A 16,940-nucleotide genomic window follows, 5' to 3' on the forward strand; every position below is an offset into this window, starting at 1 on the left:
AATAACAAACGCCCCAGCCTTGGATGGTCAAGACCCCATTTAGTGGACAGTAAGAAAAAACCCGACCGTTAGACCGACAGCTGACGTCTGAATTCAACAGGCGTCAGCCTTTTTAATTTTCGTTGTGGTCGACTTTGGTTGTAGAATTGAATATATTCCTCAATTCGCCTTTGTGCCTCATCCACACTTCGGATATCATAAGGGTAGAGCCCTTCCGTTTTGAGATGCGAGAAGAAGCTCTCCATCGAGGCATTATCATAACAGTTGCCTCTCCGAGACATGCTGATTTGGGCGCCAACCTTCGGCAACATGTCGTGGTAAGCGTAGGACGTGTACTGGAATCCCTGATCGCTGTGAACGATCAGTCCAGTCACGTCTTTCGTCTTTTTAAAGGCTTTCTCAAAGGTCCGTAGGACCAACTGATTGTCGTTGCGAACTCCAATGTGGTAAGCCACAATCTCATTATTAAACAAATCCTTAATAGCAGACAGGTAGAGCCACGTATCCGCGACACGATACTGTGTGACATCGGTTACCCATTTTCGATTAGGTGCATCCGCTTTGAAATTCCGCTGCATCACATTCTCAGCGACTCGTCCACCTTCGGTTGAAGCATAGTGACCTCGATATTTGCGGCGTATTCGAGAACGGAGCTTCATTTCTTGCATCAGACGTAGTACCTTCTTATGGTTGACCCATACCCCGTGATCTCGTAAGAGAAACAGCTGGGTTTGTCGATACCCATATTTACCATCATACTTCTTATAAACTACTTTGATGAGGTCTTTCACGGGCTTGTCCCGGTCCGCTTGTTGCCGTTTCAAGTATGCATAGTATCCACTTCTTGAGACTCCAAACAGCTTGCAAAGTTCACTAGTCGTATACTCACCAGCTACTTGCTTGATCGCCTCATACTTATGGGCTGCACCTCCCGCATCCAGATTTTCAAACACTTTTTTAGCATCGAGTTCTCTCGTTTTAGCTTTTTAACATATCGATCTTGATCAACATATTCTTCACGTCTACCTCGTTGATCCATCAACCCAAATTCGCCTAACTGTTTATATTTTTTCATCCATACTTTAAGCCGGTGGCGGTCCGGAATCCCCAGATGCTCCATGATTCGACGGTATGTCCATCCTTCTTCGATATGCAGTCGTATGGCTTCCACCTTTAATTCGTGAGAATAACTTCTAAACGTTTGCCCCTTTTTCACCATAAAAAATGCACCCCTTAAATTTCATCGGATTTACCAGGGGTTTAATCCAATGTCCATTCTAAGGGGTGCACTTCAGGAAAGGTTATATCCAAGGCTGGGCGTTTTGAAATGTGGTTCGGCCTTTAGACAATTGGCCGGGACGTTTCGCAATGTAGCACGGTCTGGGGCAATTAGCCGGGACGTTTCGCTATGTGGCACGGTCTGGGGCAATTAGCCGGGACGTTTCGCCATGCGGCACGGCCTCGGGCAATTGGTCGAGACGTTTCGCCTATGTGGCACGGCCTCGGGCAATTGGTCGAGACGTTTCGCAATATGCCACGGCCTCGGGCAACTAATGTGCGAGGGCGGAGCAATTCGTATAGCGACACTGCCGCCAGCTCACTGCGAGCTTTTTACTTCGGACCAGATGCGGTCGTACAGTTTAACCGAATCGCCGATATCCTTCAGGCTTTCCACCCGCTTCATCTCTTCGGGCGGGGGATAGATGGCGATATTTTCCAGCGTCTCCTTGTCGATCAGCTTGCGGGCCTCGGTATTCGGATTGATATAGGGAAAATCCTTGGCGATTTCCGCGCTGATTTCCGGTTCGAGCAAGAAATTGATGAAGGCCTCCGCCGTTTTCTTGTGTTTCGCACCTGCAGGTATGACGAAGTTGTCAAATGTTATCATCAGTCCCTCTTTGGGCAGGACTGTCGTGATTTGCGGCTTTTCCCGCTGTGCCAGCGCGATTTCCGGTCCCCAGACGAGGGCGACGTTCACTTCGCCGTTGATCATCAGCGTCTTCGGGCTGTCGCTGTCAAAGGCCTTGATATTGGGCATCAGCTGGAGCATTTTTTGCTTGGCCTCCTCGAGGTGGGCAGGATCGGTGTCGTTGCCGGAGTAGCCCAGCGTTTTCAACACCATGCCGAGGATGAACCGCTGATCGTCCACCATCACGATCTGGCTCTTCAATTCGGGTTTCCACAGGTCCGCAAAGCTGGTGATGCTCGTCTTGATATTGTCGGGGTTGTAGGCGAGCGAGACCGTATTGCCCATGTAGGGGACGCTGTATTTGTTGCCGGGATCATGCTCTTTGTTTACGAGGTCGGGCTCCAGATTCTTGAAATTGGGAATATTGTTCAGATCGAGCGGCTCGATCAGTCCTTGATTGGCCATCGGCTGGATAAAATAGTCGCTCGCTACCGTCAGATCGTAAATGCCGCCCCCTGCGGAAACCTTGGCCAGCATCTCTTCATTGGAGGAAAACGTACTGTAGTTTACTTTTACCCCGTATCTCTCTTCAAATTTTTTGATGACCGAGTCGGGCAGGTACTCAGACCAGTTAAACACATTGAGTTCTTTGTCCAGACCGTTTTCTCCGCCTTGCGATGACGGCGTGGAGCTGCAGCCAGCCGCTGTCAATGCGATCGTCAGAAAGCCGGCCGCCACTATTTTCCGAAAGCCTTGCTTCATATCAAATCCCCCTTTGTAATAATATGGAAACTCAAGAGCTGAGCGTTTGAACTACTCCTTGCGCATCCGGATGCGTTCGGCAAAGATGACGATAGCCAGTGTGACGACGAGCATCAAAGTAGACAGAGCGTTGATTTCCGGAGTCACGCCGAATTTGACCATGGAGAAAATCTTCAGGGGCAGCGTCGCGCTCGCAGGCCCTGCCACGAAAAAGCTGATGATCACGTCGTCAAGAGACAGCGTAAAAGCAAGCATCGCGCTGGCCAAAATGCCCGGAGCGATGACCGGCATCGTCACTTTGACAAACGTCTGCCAGGGCGTAGCCCCCAAATCCATCGCCGCCTCCTCGATGCTTTTGTCAAATCCGGCCAACCGGGCCCGCACCACGACAACGACGAAGGGAACGGAAAAGGTGATGTGCGCTGCGATCAGGGTGAAATAGCCGAGCGGCACCTTCAACTGGGCGAACAGCGCGAGCATCGAGATCCCCATGACGATTTCCGGGATGACGATGGGCAGGTACAGCATCGCGTCCAGAGCCGTTTTTCCGCGGAAGTGGTAGCGGTACATCCCGACGGCCGCCAGCGTGCCGATCATCGTCGCGGCCAGCGTGCTGATCAGCGCTACGATCAGAGAGGTCTTCATCGCTTCCAGCACGTCGCTGTTCTGCATCAGCTTTACGTACCAGTCGAAAGTAAAACCGGTCCAGACCGCATTCAGCTTGGATTGGTTAAAGGAATACAGAATCAAAATGGCAATGGGCATATACAAAAACAGGTAGATAAGCGAAGCGTAGAAAACGGAGAATTTGCGGCCGAGCGAGTAGCGCATCCTAGAGCAGCTCCTTTCCCTCTTTGTCTTTGGTGATCAGGATGTAGGCTGTGATAAACAACAGCGTCAGTCCCATCAGGATAATGGAGCTTGCCGAGCCGAATGGCCAGTCGCGGGCGGTGAGAAACTGATTTTTGATCAGGTTTCCGATCAGGACGGTCTTGCTTCCTCCCATCAGGTCCGGGATGAAAAAGAGGCCCAGCGACGGAATGAAGACGAGCAGGGAACCGGCCATGATCCCTGGCGCGGTGAGAGGCAGGGTCACCTTCCAGAAGGTATGGACGGGCTTGGCGCCCAAGTCCGAGGACGCCTCCAGCAGCGATTTGTCCAGCTTTTCGATCGAGGCGTACAGCGGCAGCACCATAAACGGCAGCATGGTGTAAACAAGCCCGATCAGAACGGCAGTCTCGTTGTACAGAAGCGGCAGGGGCTGACTGATGATCCCGAGCTGCATGAGGATTGTATTGATGACCCCTTCGGTCCGCAAAAGGACGATCCAGGCGTAGGTTCGGATGAGCGAGTTTGTCCAAAAGGGAACAATGATCAGCAGCATCAGAATGTTGCGGTAGTTGATCGGAGAGCGGGCGACGATATAGGCGAACGGATAGCCGAGAACGAGGCAAATCGCCGTCGTAAAAAAGGCCAGCACACAGGAAATCCACAAAATTTTAAAGTAGAGCGGGTCGAAAAAACGGACGTAGTTCTCCACTGTCAAAGGCAGTTCAATCCCGCCAAATGAGCTGCGGGTAAAGAAGCTGACGCCGAGAATCAAGATGAGCGGCAGCAGGAAAAGGGCACTCATCCAGATCAGGATGGGCCCGATTGTCCAGGTCTTTCCGTAATCGCGGACAGGCCGGTTCGGGGTCGTGGCTGCAGGTCTGCTGGAGGTGGCGGAGCCGATTACAGGGGCCTTCATCGGGTTAACACCACCCCGTGCTCCGGCTGCCAGTTGACGAATAGTTCGTCGCCTTCGTTTACCGGCAGGAGCTGATCCGTTTTTTCCACGGCGACAAAGGGAATTCCCCCGGGCAAGGTGACGACAGTCCGCGTTATTCCGCCGCAGTAGATTCGCTCTGTCAATCGGCCGGGAAGCTGTACGAGCTGGTCAATCCCGGTTTCTACCGGTGCAAGACTGAGAGCCGATTTTTCCGGGCGGATCGCGACGGTCACCTTCTCATTCTCGGGAAGCTGCAGAGAAGCCGCGGCTACCTCCATGCCCCCGCAGTCAATCAGCATCCGGCGGGAATCCCGCAGTTTGACTGTTCCGGTCAACAGGTTGGTCTCGCCGATAAATTCCGCGACAAATCGCGTCGCAGGCCGGTCGTAGATGTCGGCAGGGGTGCCGACCTGTTCGAGGACACCCTTGTTCATAACCGCGATGCGGTCAGACATGGTCAACGCTTCTTCCTGGTCGTGCGTGACGAAGACAAACGTGACCCCGAGCTGCTTTTGCAGATGCTTCAGCTCGACCTGCATCTGCTTGCGCAGCTTTTGATCCAGGGCGCCCAGCGGCTCGTCGAGCAGCAGCACCTTTGGATTGTTTACCAGCGCCCGGGCGATGGCAATCCGCTGCCGCTGGCCGCCGCTCAGCTGCTCCGGCTTGCGGCTGGCGTACTCTTCCAATTGAACGAGGCGAAGAGCCTGTTTGACCCGCTGGTCGATCTCTTCCCTGGCGACTTTTTTGACACGCAAACCGAACGCTACGTTTTCGTAAGCGTTCAGGTGGGGGAAGAGGGCATAGCTTTGAAAGACGGTGTTGACATCGCGGGAGTAGGCAGGCAAATCCTGCACGAACTCGCCATCCAGCTTTACCTTGCCGGATGTCGGATGTTCAAATCCGGCAATCATTCTGAGCGTAGTGGTTTTGCCGCAGCCGCTGGGGCCGAGCAAAGTGAGAAATTCACCTTTCTGGATGTGGAGGGACAGATCGTGTACGACTGTATGTTGACCAAAGCGTTTGACGACGTTTTGAAGCTCCACCATAGGACCAAGCATGGGAACCCCCCTCGTTTTTTCTTTTCGCACCTCTTGTTACAAGCAAAAATAATGCCAATTTTGAATATTCCAACATATAGGTCGATCAGACACGAAAAAAGAAGCAGAAGGCAGGAAAATCATCGCCCGTTGCTTCCTAGAAATTAGAATACTTTCTCATCATTGAGAAGTTTATGTCCCTCCAGTTTTCTGTATAGAGTCGCCAGGCCGATGTCCAGTTTTTCTGCCACCAGCTTTTTGGCTTCCAGAGAATATCCGTATTGCTGCAGCATGCTGTACAGGATTTGCCGCTCGTGGCGCTGGAGTCGCTCCTTCAACGGCTGATCGGCTTCGCCGGGACCGGTGATGCCGCTGACGCTGTGGTGCTGGCGGATGCGCACCGGAACGCTGTCCAGTCCGATGTACGGCGAGACCTCCATGTTGACGGCGTACTCGATGGCATTTTCCAGCTCGCGGACATTCCCGGGCCAGTGATAATGCATGAACAGTGCCCGAACCTCTGGGGTGAAATCGAGAATCGGGTGGCCTAAAAGCTCCCGGTACTTCGCCAGGAAGTGATCCATGAGCAGCGGGATGTCTTCTACCCGCTCGCGCAGAGGCGGCATGTGCAGGGGGATGACGTTCAGCCGGAAGTAGAGATCTTCGCGGAATTCACGGTTTCGCACCATTTCCTCGAGGTTTTTGTTCGTGGCGGAGATGACCCGGATGTTGACAGGGATTAGCTGGTTGGACCCGACCCGTTCGACCTGCTTGCTCTGCAGGACGTGGAGCAGCTTCACCTGGAGATGCAGCGGCAAATCGCCGATCTCGTCGAGAAAAATGGTGCCGCCGTCGGCCAGCTCGAACTTGCCCGCCTTGCCTTCCCGCTTGGCTCCGGTAAATGCGCCCGCCACATAGCCGAACAGCTCGCTTTCCAGCAGCGCCTCGGGAATCGCCCCGCAGTTGACGATAATGAACGGACCGTCCCGCCGGTTGCTTGCGGAGTGGATGGCGGCGGCTATCATGCCTTTGCCGGTGCCGCTCTCGCCGGTGATCAAAATGTTGGAGGTACCGCGTGCGACTTGCTCCGCCTGTTTGATCACGAGCGACTTGGAGCGGCTTTTGCCGATGATTTCCGAAAAGTACAGGTCCTTGTGCTCGTTGGTCAGGACGTAGGCGAGGCGACGCATGTCCGCCATCCGGCGAAACGAGGCGACAACCCCCGCTACCCGGTCGGCCACGCGGATGGGACGGGCTGTTACGATGAAGTGCATGTCATGCTCCCCGAGGCGGTAAATCTCCTCCTGCTCGACATAGCCGACGCCGGTTTCAAGCACTTGCAGCATCGGCGAGTCGGCCCAAATCGTTTGCAGGGGAGTGCCGATGAGCTCCTGTTTGTTCTTTTGAATAAGCTGCTGGGCCGTTTTGTTGCAATTGCTGATCAATCCGCGCTCGTCGATGGCGATAATGCCCTCATGGATGGATTCGATCAAGGTTTCCAACTGGGTGAACGTCTTCTTCCACTCGTTCCAGGCTTCCTGCTCGGCGATCTTGCCGGTGAGCAGCTCGGTCATCCGCTGCAAAAAGGTAAGGTACGGCAGCCGATTGTGGATGAGCAGCCTCCTCTGGGTTTCGGTGAAGGCGATCAGGCCGATCACGCCGATCACCTCGCCTTTGTAATGGATCGGCGTGCACAGCTCCGCCAGCTCTTCGGTGACCCCCTGCAGGACGGACGGATCGTAGGAGGGATCGCTGCGGGCGTCCTCGATGAAGAACGGCTGGTTGGTGGTCAGAACCCGGCCGTACAAATAGCCGGCGTTCACTTCGCCGCCCTCCTCCTTGGTGTTGATGCGGTCTTTGTACTTTCCCGTCCCGGCGATAATCGTCATCGTGTCATCGACGATCTCCGTCTCGATCTGCAAAGCGGCTGAGATGGCTTCGGCCACCTGCTGCGTGATCTCCTGGAATTCCCGCAATAAACTCATTTGCATTTCTCCTCCTGTCTGCAGGCAAAACAGTTGCAATACGAGGTCCCCAATCCTTGTAGACGGGGTTTTATTCACAAGACGGAAGCAGAAAAACAGATGCAAAACCCACTTCGACAACAGCAGATAGAATCCTCTCAATTTTGGGAATATTTATAATAAAAAACCGGGCGAGCACCCGGTTGCTTGATATTTACGTGCGAAAACGGTTCACCAGAACCTTTAGTTGTTCCGACAGCTCCGCTAGTGTGAGAGCCGAGGCGGTCACCTCCTGCATAGCAGCCGTTTGCTCCTCCGAGGCGGCCGAAACAGCCTGCGTCTTTTTCGCAGAAAGGCTGGCAATTTCGGCGATCCCTGACACGGCATCGAGAACGGATTCAGTCGTGCTCGACATGTTTTGGGCGCGTCCTGACACTTCCCGAATCATCTCAGTCAGCGAGAGGATCGACTGGCGAATTTCGGCGAAGGAAGCGCCGGCATTGTTGACGGTTTCGATTCCCTCGGCGACCTCGGCGCTGCCGGAGGCCATCGTCTGTACGGCCTGCTCCGCTTCAGCCTGAATGCTGACGATCAATTGCTCGATTTGTTCGGCTGAACGCGCAGACTGTTCGGCAAGCTTGCGCACCTCGTCCGCAACGACAGCAAATCCGCGCCCGTGTTCACCTGCCCGGGCTGCTTCAATCGCGGCATTCAAGGAAAGCAGGTTGGTCTGACCGGCGAGCTCTGTAATCACGTCGGTAATCTGCCCGATCTCCTGGGAGCGCTGCCCGAGCTCCTGCACGACAAGCGAAAGCTGGTTCATGGTATGGAAGATGTTCCCCATCTGCTTTACAGCTTGCTGGATCGCGATATCGCCTTCTTCGCTCTTTGCGCCGGTGTGGATGGCCGCGGCGGATATTTCCTCTGACTGCGCGGCGATCAACCGGGCATTCGAGGAAATATCCGTGATCGCCAGAAGGCCGTTATTTACTTTTTGCACCTGCTCCTCGGAGCCGATCGCGACTTCTGACACATGCTCCGCAATCTGGCGTGAGGCTTCGCTAATCTGTGCTGCGCTGGAAGAAAGATTTTCCGAGGAGGCGGCAACCTCACGCGAAGTCAGCGCGACGGTGTCGAGCAATTCTTTCAATTTGGCGCTCATGTGATTGTAGGAGACTGCGATCCGGCCGATTTCATCGCCAGATGGGTCGCTTAGTTTTCGGGTAAAATCGCCATTCCCGGCATTTTCCAGGACTTCCGTGATCGTGCCGAATCTTTTTTTCAGGCGGCGGGTAAACAAGAAGAGCGCAGCTTGGACAATGAGCAGCACGACGATCAATGCCCCGGCAAAAATCGCCATAAACTTTTTCTGGGTGCTGTCGATCAACTCCTGGGAAGCGCCGACATACCAAATGCCGATGACCTTTCCGCTGCTGTCTGTAATCGGCTGATAGGCGGACTGGTAGCGATGGCCGACGACGTTTGCTTCTCCCAGGTAGATCTCGCCATTGGTCAGGACGGTCTGAATGACAACGTCCGATGCCTTTGTGCCGACTGCGCGCTGTCCGTCCTTCATGACATTGGTCGTGACCCGCGTATCGCCCAAAAAGATCGTGACCGTATCGCCGCCTGTCAATTTGCCGAGCTCGTCTACCAGCTCGAAATTGTCGTTGATCCGCGTCTCCCCCTTGTAAAGGACCCCGTTCTGCACCGACCATGCTCCGGGAATTTTTTGATCCAGGTAACCATAGCCCAGCGCCAAATCCGACTTGGCCTTATTCAGAGCAGCAGTCTTGATGCCGCTCTCCAGCTGTGTTTGAGCCGTTATCAGGACAACGGCGGAAACCAGCAGCAGAGCGGCTACGAATAGCAAATTCATTTTCGCTCCGAGGGATAATTTGTTGAGAAATGGCATGTGACCGCTCCTTTCTTTGCTATCTTCGAAGTATATTGATAGTATCGAGAAACCGACAATAAAGTTAATTCTTTTTTTCTCTGTGAAAATATAATAGAGTTGAATATTTTGGGTAAAGGAATTGATCGCGTGCGGAAGAAATCGATAGCCGGAGTCATTCTGGCAGGAGGAAAAAGCAGCCGAATGGGCCAGCCCAAAGAGCTGTTGGCATGGCAGGGGAGTACGCTGATCCAATATTTGCGGCAGGAAGTGAACGCGGCTGGATTGCCCTGTCTGATCGTGTCCAATACGCCGGAAGCCCTGCAGAGGGAAGGGGAGAAGGGCCAGGGAGCGGAGGTAGCGGAAGCAGCGGTAGAGGTAGAGGTCACACGCGACCTGGTGCCGTCAGCGGGACCGATCAGCGGGATCGTCAGCGCGTTTCGTTTGCGCAGCGAGGAGGCATTGCTGGTGCTTTCTTGCGATTTGCCGTTTGCGGACCGGACACAGCTCGAACGTTTGATTCAATACGCTGGAGAGGTAAGCGAATGGGATGCGATTGTGGTAAAGGAGGAGCGGCTGCACCCGCTGTTTGCGCTGTACCACAGGAGGTCTCAGCCGAGGTGGGAGGAGGCGCTGCAAATGAAGCAGCATCGCTTGATGGAGGTGCTTTGCGGGCTTCAAGTGGTGACGACTCCGCCCGGCTTGCTCGACCCTTGGGCGGCTTTTAATGCCAATACGCCGGAGGAATACCGCATCGCCCTGCAGGAAAAGCAAAAAAGAGAGACCGGGCAGCCGTAACGGCCCGGTCTTTCTCTTTACACAAAGCTCAAGCTGTCGGTACGATGACCCTATGAGGATTCGTGTACACGTTCATCCTGTCATTGCGGATAAAGCCGATCGCCGTAATGTTCAGCTCCTCCGCCAGTTGCAGGGCGAGGTCGGTCGGGGCCGATTTGGACAAAATGATGCCCGCTCCGATCTTTGCCGCCTTCAGCAAAACCTCTGAGGAGATCCGGCCGCTGAAGGTGAGAATTTTATCGGCGGTCGAAATATTTTCCCGCAGGCAGTACCCGTAGATCTTGTCCAGCGCATTGTGCCTGCCGATGTCGGAATACTGGAGCAGCACCTGGTCCGGCGTGCACAGCGCGGCGTTGTGCACGCCGCCCGTCTTGCGGTGAATGTCGGACGAGGCTTGCAGCACATTCATGAGCTGCAAGCATTGCTCCGGTGTGACGGTGACGCCGTCTTCAGCCGGTTTGGCAGTACGCGCGTCGCTGAAGAAATAAAACGACTGCCTGCTTTTGCCGCAGCAGGAGGTGATGCGGCGCTTGGAGTAAAAGCTCTGGGACAGCATGGTCTTCTGATGGGTGTCGACGTACGCGAACCCTTTTCCCTCGTCGATGGTGACTTGCTTGATGTCCGCATAGGAGCGGATCGCGCCTTCTGCGGCAAGAAAGCCGATTACCATTTCCTCCAGATCGGCGGGCGTGCAGACGATGGTGGCAAACTCCTCGTCCCCGAGAAAAATCGTCAACGGGTATTCGGTGACAACCTCGTCGTCTTCCCACTCGGACTTGCCCACCTGTACCTTCAGGACAGGGCGCGTAATTGTTTTGGACAAATCGGACATACTGGCCTTGGCCTCCTTTTGAACCGTTATATCAAAAAAAATTTAAGGAACGTATTGTAGAGTAAGCGCTCACATGGTAGTATACTATTTGAGGTTTTGGTTGTCACAGAATTTTCACCTTTTTACGAAACAGTTCACAAATTGACGCGGGATAGCGTACCTGTCGCCGGTTCTTTTGTCGGACTGCCTGTAAGTGAATACCAAACACTAGCTGTTGATGCTGAAGTAGCGACCCTGCTGATGATTAACTGTCGTGTTTCATCTTTTCGCCCATGTGCCGGTTTCCGGCTTCCAGTAGCGAGGATGGACCGGCAGTTTTTCTTGTTTTCGGGGCGTGCTTCGGTATCGCCTCTCAAGTTGATGATGAAGGAGATGAATTGGCATGCAGCAGAAAGTGAAAAACCGCTGGTTGATTGCAGCGGCTGCGGTGGGAATCCACCTCTCGATCGGTTCTGTTTACGCGTGGAGCGTATTCACCAAGCCGATCACCAGCCAATTTGGCTGGGAGCTGTCCAGTGTACAGCTGACGTTTAGCATCGCAATTTTGTTCCTGGGGCTGTCCGCGGCATTCCTCGGGCACTATGTGGAGAAGCACGGACCGCGCAAGGCAGGCATTCTTTCTTCAATCTTTTTTGGCGTAGGTATTACCGGTTCGGGTCTGGCCATCAGCATGGAAAGCCTGCCGCTTTTGTACATATGCTACGGCGTATTGGGCGGAATCGGACTGGGCGTCGGGTATATTACTCCGGTTTCCACGCTGGTCAAATGGTTCCCTGACCGCCGCGGTTTGGCAACAGGACTGGCGATCATGGGATTTGGCTTTGCATCGATGATTGCGGGACCGATTATTCAAGCACTGATCGAAAGCGTAGGAATCGCGAATACATTCTTTATTCTCGGCATCATTTATTTCGTCGTTATGTTTGCTTCCGCTCAATACCTGGCTCCGCCGCCACAAGGATGGGTGCCGGCAGGATATTCCGCACAAGCAAGCGAGGGACAAAAGCAGATTAAGAAGGACCTGTGCCAGCTGACCGCCAACGAAGCGGTGAAAACGCGCCGATTCTACTGGCTGTGGCTGATGCTTTTTATCAACGTGACCTGTGGTATCGCGATCATCTCGGTTGCGTCTCCGATGGCGCAAGAGATTGCCGGAATGTCTGTCGGCATGGCGGCAACCATGGTTGGCTTGAACGGCTTGTTCAACGGAGCCGGCCGCATCGGCTGGGCATCCCTGTCTGACTATATCGGCCGTGCCAATACCTACACCGCCTTCTTCGCGATCCAGATCGTCCTGTTCTTCCTTTTGCCGAATTTGACGATCCAGACGCTGTTCATGATCGCGATGTTCATCATCATGACCTGCTATGGCGGCGGCTTCTCCTCGATCCCGGCCTACATCGGCGACCTGTTCGGCACGAAGCAATTGGGCGCTATTCACGGCTACATCCTGACAGCATGGGCGGCAGCGGGACTGGCTGGTCCGATCTTTGCAGCCTGGGTACGTGAAAAGACTGGCAGCTACACCGGCACGCTGAGCGTATTTGTGGCAATGTTTGTGGTAGCTCTCGTCATCTCGCTGATCGTCCGTCTCGACATCAAAAAGCTGAAAGAAGAAGCGAAGCGCAAAGAAAACGCTGTTGAACTGGCTAGCTGATAAGTGGTAAAGTTTTAGGTAAGATCAATTAGTTAAAGGTGACTTGCATCGATGAATAAATATGAAGCTGAGTTCAGCAATCTGGTCAGAACCTTCCGAAAGCGACACATGGGCAAGGGACCGAGCAAAATCGTCACGACGTTTTGCAAAAATTGGGCGATTTGCGAGATGGAGGGGAACCTCTCTCCGGTAGAAAAGTTCATTGCGACTGCTGATGAAGGGAAACAGATGCTCCGTGCGGCCCGGACGGAAATGGTAAAGGAAATGTACCGGAAAAACCGTCCGATCGACATGGAGGCATTTCTAGGTGCGGCCCTCGTGGATTTATTCGTCGATATTGACATTGAACGCGATTTTGGGATGTCCATCTTCGTGTTTGACCAAGACATCGAAAAAAAGTTCAAAAACGAGCCGTAAGCCTGAGCGCAGCAGCGATCCTGTGAGCGTTTGGACAAGACGGAGTATCGCCTCACACACGCAAGGTACTTGGTAGCGCTCCTGCCGAAGAACCACCGTGGACATTCCTTTCGCTTTGATGGGACTGTTTCGCGGTGGTTATTTTCTTGCAAATAATGAAAACGCTTTTTTTCGGATGATGGATAGGAAGGAATACGATTGTTTCGGCGGAATAATCGTTAAAAAGAAAGGAGCGAGTGTCATGGGAAAGACGAAGCACAACGGTCCCATCAAGCTTGATACATCCTGGAAACCTTCTATGTGGGCATCTCTGGTTCCAATGGGACTTGGCAAGGTAAAGCCGCATCACATCCGAGATACGGTGAAGGTCATCTACGAGAATCGGGATAACCTCGCATACGCATACCGCATCCTGACGCAGGGAGTGTGCGACGGCTGTGCGCTCGGTGTCTCAGGCTTGTCCGATCAGACGCTGAAGGGCGCTCATCTGTGCACGACGCGCCTGAACGTGCTGCGGCTCAATACGATGCCCGCCATCGATCCGAAATGGCTTGAAAATGTAGAAGAAATGAGGAAGCTGTCCAGCGCAGATTTGCGCAAGCTGGGCCGCATCCCCTACCCGCTCTCCCGCAAGCCTGGTGAAAATCGCTTTGCCCGCATCAGTTGGAACGAAGCCTTAAACCGCATCGCCTCCAAGATCAGAGGCATTTCTCCCAAGCAGCTGGCGTTTTTTCTGACCTCCCGCGGCATAACCAACGAAGTGTACTATACGGCAGCAAAAGTGGCCCGTTTCCTCGGAACGAACAATATCGACAATTCCTCCCGAATCTGCCACTCTCCGAGCAAAACGGCATTGAAACGCTCACTGGGCATCGGAGCGTCCAGTTGCAACTATCAGGACTGGATCGGGACAGATGTGCTCGTCTTTTGGGGCTCGGTGCCAGCGAACAACCAGCCTGTATCCACCAAGTATATGTATGCGGCCAAGAAAGCGGGGACGAAGATCATCCTGATCAACCCGTACCGGGAGCCGGCGATGGAGAAGTACTGGATTCCGTCCATCCCTGACAGCGCTCTGTTCGGCACCAAAATCGTCGACGATTTTTATCAGGTCAATATAGGCGGCGACATCGCCTTCATGAACGGAGTCATGAAGATTTGGTTTGAGATGGAGGAGGCCGAGCGGGGAGCGGCGCTCGATCACGACTTTTTGGCCCATCATGCAAACGGACTGGATGAATTGAAGGCGCATGTCTTGGCTCAGGACTGGGCGGCGCTGGAGAAATCGGCGGGAACGAGCCGGGAGCGGATGAAGGAGTTCGCCGTCTTGCTGGCACGCGCGAAATCAGGAGTGTTCGTCTGGTCGATGGGCTTGACGCAGCACCGTTTTGGCACGGACAACATCTCCCAGGTGGCCAATCTGGCAATCCTGCGCGGCTTCATTGGACGGAAGCACTGCGGCGTGATGCCGATCCGCGGGCATTCCGGGGTACAGGGCTCGGGCGAGATGGGAGCCGACCCGTTCAGTCTGCCCGGAGGAGATTTTGATGAAAAAAGCTGGAGCCGGCTCGAGAAGATATGGGGCTTTTCGATTCCGAAGTGGCAGGGGGACATCGTCGGCGTCTCGCTGGAAAATGCTTTGCTCCCAAACGGCCACGAGCGGAAAACGAGGCTGTTTTACACCAGCGGAGGAAACTTTCTCGAGACGATGCCTGATCCTTCTTATATGAAGAAATGTCTGGAGAACGTCGAGCTGCGGGTGCATCAGGACATCATTTTCAACACTTCTACGCTGGTGGACGCCAAGGAGGAGGTCATCGTCCTGCCGGCGATGACCCGCTATGAACAGCCGGGGGGAGGCACCTCGACCAGTACGGAGCGGATGGTCTATTTCAGCGCCGAGGTAGAGGGGCCGCGGATCGGGGAGGCCCGGGCGGAATGGGAGATTTATGTCGATCTGGCCTGCCGTGTAGACCCCAAGCGCAAGCACTTGATCCAGTTTTCCAGCGCGCAGGAGATACGGGAGGAGATCGCCCTGGCCAATCCGAATTACGACGGCATCCAGCATCTCAAAAAGCGGGGCGATGTCTTCCAATGGGGAGGGGCGTGGTTGTGCGAGGACGGCGTCTGTCCGACTCCCGACGGGCGGGCCAATCTGATTCCGATCGAGCTGCCTGAGCTGCAGAGGCCGAATGGTCAATTTTTCGTCACGACCCGCAGAGGCAAGCAGTTCAATTCCATGGTATATAGTGAGAGAGACCCCTTTAACGACGCGGATCGCTACGACGTTCTGATCCATCCGGAAGATGCCAAAAGCTTGCATATTCGGGAGGGGGAGCCGATCGTCGTGTATAATCAGTTTGGAACGTTTCAGGGCAAGGCGAAGTATGCAGATACGCTTCAGGGAAATATCCAGGTGTATTGGCCAGAGGGAAATGTGCTCATTCCCAAAGGCGTTTACGAAAAGTACGCGGGCATTCCCGAATACAATACGACTGTGAAAGTGGAAAAAGCGGACCGATTTACAGCAGGCAAGGATTTGAAGTACGCGGAAAAGCGGGTGGAGGATCTGGAAGTGGACGTCGGCTAATCGGGCTTGCGATACGCGAGGCAGGGAACATCTAGGAGGAGGAACAAACCATGCGCTTTCAGCGACAAACGATCAGCGTGGAGGAAGCGGTCGGCAGGCTGCTGACCGACCTGGGCAGGCTGGAGGAAGAACAGGTCGACATATACGAATCATACGGACGCATTTTGGCCAGAGATATTACGGCTACGAGCGATCTGCCTCCATTTGACCGCTCCCCGTTGGACGGATTTGCCGTGAGAGCGGAGGATACAGCAGGTGCTACCGTGGAGCAGCCCGTCCCGCTGCAGGTAGTGGAAACGATTGCGGCCGGCGATGTACCGGCAAAGGAAGTGACACCGGGGACGGCGAGCCGGATCATGACCGGGGCGATGCTGCCGCCCGGGGCCAATGCAGTCATCATGTTCGAGCAGACAGAGCAGCCGGGTGAAATGTCGCGGGAGGTCAGAATCAAGCGCCAGCTTGCGCCGGGTGAAAACCTCTCGCGCCAGGGGGAGGAAATGCAGCAGGGCAGCGTTGTAGCCAAAGCGGGCGAGCGCATCAATGCAGGTACGCTTGCCATCCTGGCTACATTCGGCTACGCCCGGGTGCCGGTGGTCCGCAAGCCCCGGGTCGGCCTGCTGTCGACCGGCACGGAACTTTTGGAGGTAGACGAGCCGCTCGTGCCGGGAAAAATTCGCAACAGCAATGCCATCATGCTGTCTGCCATGATCGCGGAGACAGGCGGGATACCGGTCCTGTTCGAAGGGCTTCCCGATGAATTGCCGCTCGCCAAGAAGCGCATCGGAGAGTGCCTGGAGCAGGTCGATTTGTTGGTCACGTCCGGAGGCGTTTCCGTGGGGGATTACGATGTCATGGCTTATCTGACAGACGAGCCGGATGTGAGCCTTTTGTTTAACAGAGTGGCGATCCGTCCCGGCAGTCCGACCACGGCGCTGCTCTACCAAAACAAGCTCATCTGCGCGCTTTCGGGCAACCCGGGCGCTTGTTTTCTGGGCGCCCACCTTTTCCTGCTCCCTGTTTTGCGGTCGCTTTTGGGTGAGGGCAAGGTCCAAACGAAGCGGATCAAAGCCTTTTTGGGCGAGACGTACGACAAGCCCTGCCCGTATCCCCGGTATTTGCGGGGGAAGTTGACGGAGGAAAAGGGAAGCTTGTACGTATGGCCTGATTGGAACGACAAAGCGGGAAACCTTTGCACCATGTCAAAAAGCGAATGCTTTGCCATTATTCCGCCAGGAGGCAGAGGCAAGCTGGCCGGAGAGGTCGTCGAGGTCATCTGTCATGTCATGCCGGGCTGGTCGAGGGAGGAGTGACG

Annotated in this window: 14 protein-coding genes; 5 read left to right on the forward strand and 9 right to left on the reverse strand. The window is 54.5% G+C overall.

The window, feature by feature from the left end; all coding sequences use genetic code 11:
* Positions 1-68 precede the first annotated feature (68 nt).
* The 8 genes from NST37_RS05920 to NST37_RS05955 form a co-directional block, all read right to left on the reverse strand.
* Entirely contained in the window at positions 69-953 is an 885-nt protein-coding gene (locus tag NST37_RS05920; protein ID WP_155808033.1) for an IS3 family transposase, read from the reverse strand.
* Positions 893-1,219 carry a helix-turn-helix domain-containing protein gene (locus tag NST37_RS05925; RefSeq protein ID WP_024985204.1) on the reverse strand — a complete coding sequence of 109 codons (327 nt, stop codon included), beginning with the start codon at positions 1,217-1,219 and terminating at the stop codon, positions 893-895. The genes NST37_RS05920 and NST37_RS05925 overlap by 61 nt, the downstream gene beginning before the upstream one ends.
* A 378-nt stretch (positions 1,220-1,597) precedes the next feature.
* Entirely contained in the window at positions 1,598-2,671 is a 1,074-nt protein-coding gene (locus NST37_RS05930) for a spermidine/putrescine ABC transporter substrate-binding protein (protein ID WP_024983526.1), read from the reverse strand.
* Between the two features lie 51 nt (positions 2,672-2,722).
* Complete coding sequence (locus NST37_RS05935; protein ID WP_024983525.1) at positions 2,723-3,502, reverse strand: ABC transporter permease subunit; 780 nt, start codon at positions 3,500-3,502, stop codon at positions 2,723-2,725.
* Between the two features lies 1 nt (position 3,503).
* The gene (locus tag NST37_RS05940; protein ID WP_141334252.1) at positions 3,504-4,304 is read right to left on the reverse strand and encodes an ABC transporter permease; all 801 of its coding nucleotides are present in this window, start codon (positions 4,302-4,304) and stop codon (positions 3,504-3,506) included.
* Positions 4,305-4,414: 110 nt separating this feature from the next.
* Positions 4,415-5,497, reverse strand: a complete 1,083-nt coding sequence (locus tag NST37_RS05945; RefSeq protein ID WP_003388199.1) for an ABC transporter ATP-binding protein — start codon at positions 5,495-5,497, stop codon at positions 4,415-4,417.
* 143 nt (positions 5,498-5,640) lie between these two features.
* Positions 5,641-7,461, reverse strand: coding sequence for a sigma 54-interacting transcriptional regulator (locus NST37_RS05950; RefSeq protein WP_003388198.1), 1,821 nt, complete (start codon positions 7,459-7,461; stop codon positions 5,641-5,643).
* A 193-nt stretch (positions 7,462-7,654) separates the two neighbouring features.
* Positions 7,655-9,355, reverse strand: a complete 1,701-nt coding sequence (locus NST37_RS05955; protein WP_003388197.1) for a methyl-accepting chemotaxis protein — start codon at positions 9,353-9,355, stop codon at positions 7,655-7,657.
* A 129-nt stretch (positions 9,356-9,484) separates the two neighbouring features.
* On the opposite strand from NST37_RS05955, the gene NST37_RS05960 reads away from it, so the two are divergent.
* Positions 9,485-10,132, forward strand: coding sequence for a molybdenum cofactor guanylyltransferase (locus NST37_RS05960; protein ID WP_024983522.1), 648 nt, complete (start codon positions 9,485-9,487; stop codon positions 10,130-10,132).
* 28 nt (positions 10,133-10,160) lie between these two features.
* Here the strand turns inward: NST37_RS05960 and fdhD are convergent, their stop codons facing one another.
* A complete protein-coding gene (fdhD, locus tag NST37_RS05965; protein WP_003388194.1) occupies positions 10,161-10,964 on the reverse strand; it encodes a formate dehydrogenase accessory sulfurtransferase FdhD in 804 nt (267 codons plus the stop codon).
* Between the two features lie 382 nt (positions 10,965-11,346).
* Here fdhD and NST37_RS05970 point away from each other — a divergent pair, with 382 nt between their 5' ends.
* From NST37_RS05970 to glp, 4 genes are all read left to right on the forward strand, one after another.
* A complete protein-coding gene (locus NST37_RS05970; RefSeq protein ID WP_003388193.1) occupies positions 11,347-12,621 on the forward strand; it encodes an OFA family MFS transporter in 1,275 nt (424 codons plus the stop codon).
* 51 nt (positions 12,622-12,672) lie between these two features.
* Complete coding sequence (locus tag NST37_RS05975) at positions 12,673-13,038, forward strand: DUF2294 domain-containing protein (protein WP_003388192.1); 366 nt, start codon at positions 12,673-12,675, stop codon at positions 13,036-13,038.
* Positions 13,039-13,279: 241 nt separating this feature from the next.
* Positions 13,280-15,628, forward strand: a complete 2,349-nt coding sequence (locus NST37_RS05980; protein ID WP_003388191.1) for an FdhF/YdeP family oxidoreductase — start codon at positions 13,280-13,282, stop codon at positions 15,626-15,628.
* A gap of 50 nt (positions 15,629-15,678) precedes the next feature.
* Positions 15,679-16,938: a gephyrin-like molybdotransferase Glp gene (gene glp / locus NST37_RS05985; RefSeq protein WP_003388190.1), complete on the forward strand. Its 1,260-nt coding sequence runs from the start codon at positions 15,679-15,681 to the stop codon at positions 16,936-16,938.
* Positions 16,939-16,940 lie beyond the last annotated feature (2 nt).

Source organism: Brevibacillus sp. FSL K6-6036, assembly GCF_037964015.1.
Taxonomy (GTDB): domain Bacteria; phylum Bacillota; class Bacilli; order Brevibacillales; family Brevibacillaceae; genus Brevibacillus; species Brevibacillus borstelensis.

Coding starts and splice junctions, on each gene's coding strand:
- NST37_RS05945 (WP_003388199.1), bottom strand. CDS start 5,497: ATGCTTGGTCCTATGGTGGAGCTTCAAAACGTCGTCAAACGCTTTGGT.
- NST37_RS05925 (WP_024985204.1), bottom strand. CDS start 1,219: ATGGTGAAAAAGGGGCAAACGTTTAGAAGTTATTCTCACGAATTAAAG.
- NST37_RS05950 (WP_003388198.1), bottom strand. CDS start 7,461: ATGAGTTTATTGCGGGAATTCCAGGAGATCACGCAGCAGGTGGCCGAA.
- NST37_RS05970 (WP_003388193.1), top strand. CDS start 11,347: ATGCAGCAGAAAGTGAAAAACCGCTGGTTGATTGCAGCGGCTGCGGTG.
- NST37_RS05980 (WP_003388191.1), top strand. CDS start 13,280: ATGGGAAAGACGAAGCACAACGGTCCCATCAAGCTTGATACATCCTGG.
- fdhD (WP_003388194.1), bottom strand. CDS start 10,964: ATGTCCGATTTGTCCAAAACAATTACGCGCCCTGTCCTGAAGGTACAG.
- NST37_RS05955 (WP_003388197.1), bottom strand. CDS start 9,355: ATGCCATTTCTCAACAAATTATCCCTCGGAGCGAAAATGAATTTGCTA.
- NST37_RS05940 (WP_141334252.1), bottom strand. CDS start 4,304: ATGAGTGCCCTTTTCCTGCTGCCGCTCATCTTGATTCTCGGCGTCAGC.
- glp (WP_003388190.1), top strand. CDS start 15,679: ATGCGCTTTCAGCGACAAACGATCAGCGTGGAGGAAGCGGTCGGCAGG.
- NST37_RS05935 (WP_024983525.1), bottom strand. CDS start 3,502: ATGCGCTACTCGCTCGGCCGCAAATTCTCCGTTTTCTACGCTTCGCTT.
- NST37_RS05930 (WP_024983526.1), bottom strand. CDS start 2,671: ATGAAGCAAGGCTTTCGGAAAATAGTGGCGGCCGGCTTTCTGACGATC.
- NST37_RS05975 (WP_003388192.1), top strand. CDS start 12,673: ATGAATAAATATGAAGCTGAGTTCAGCAATCTGGTCAGAACCTTCCGA.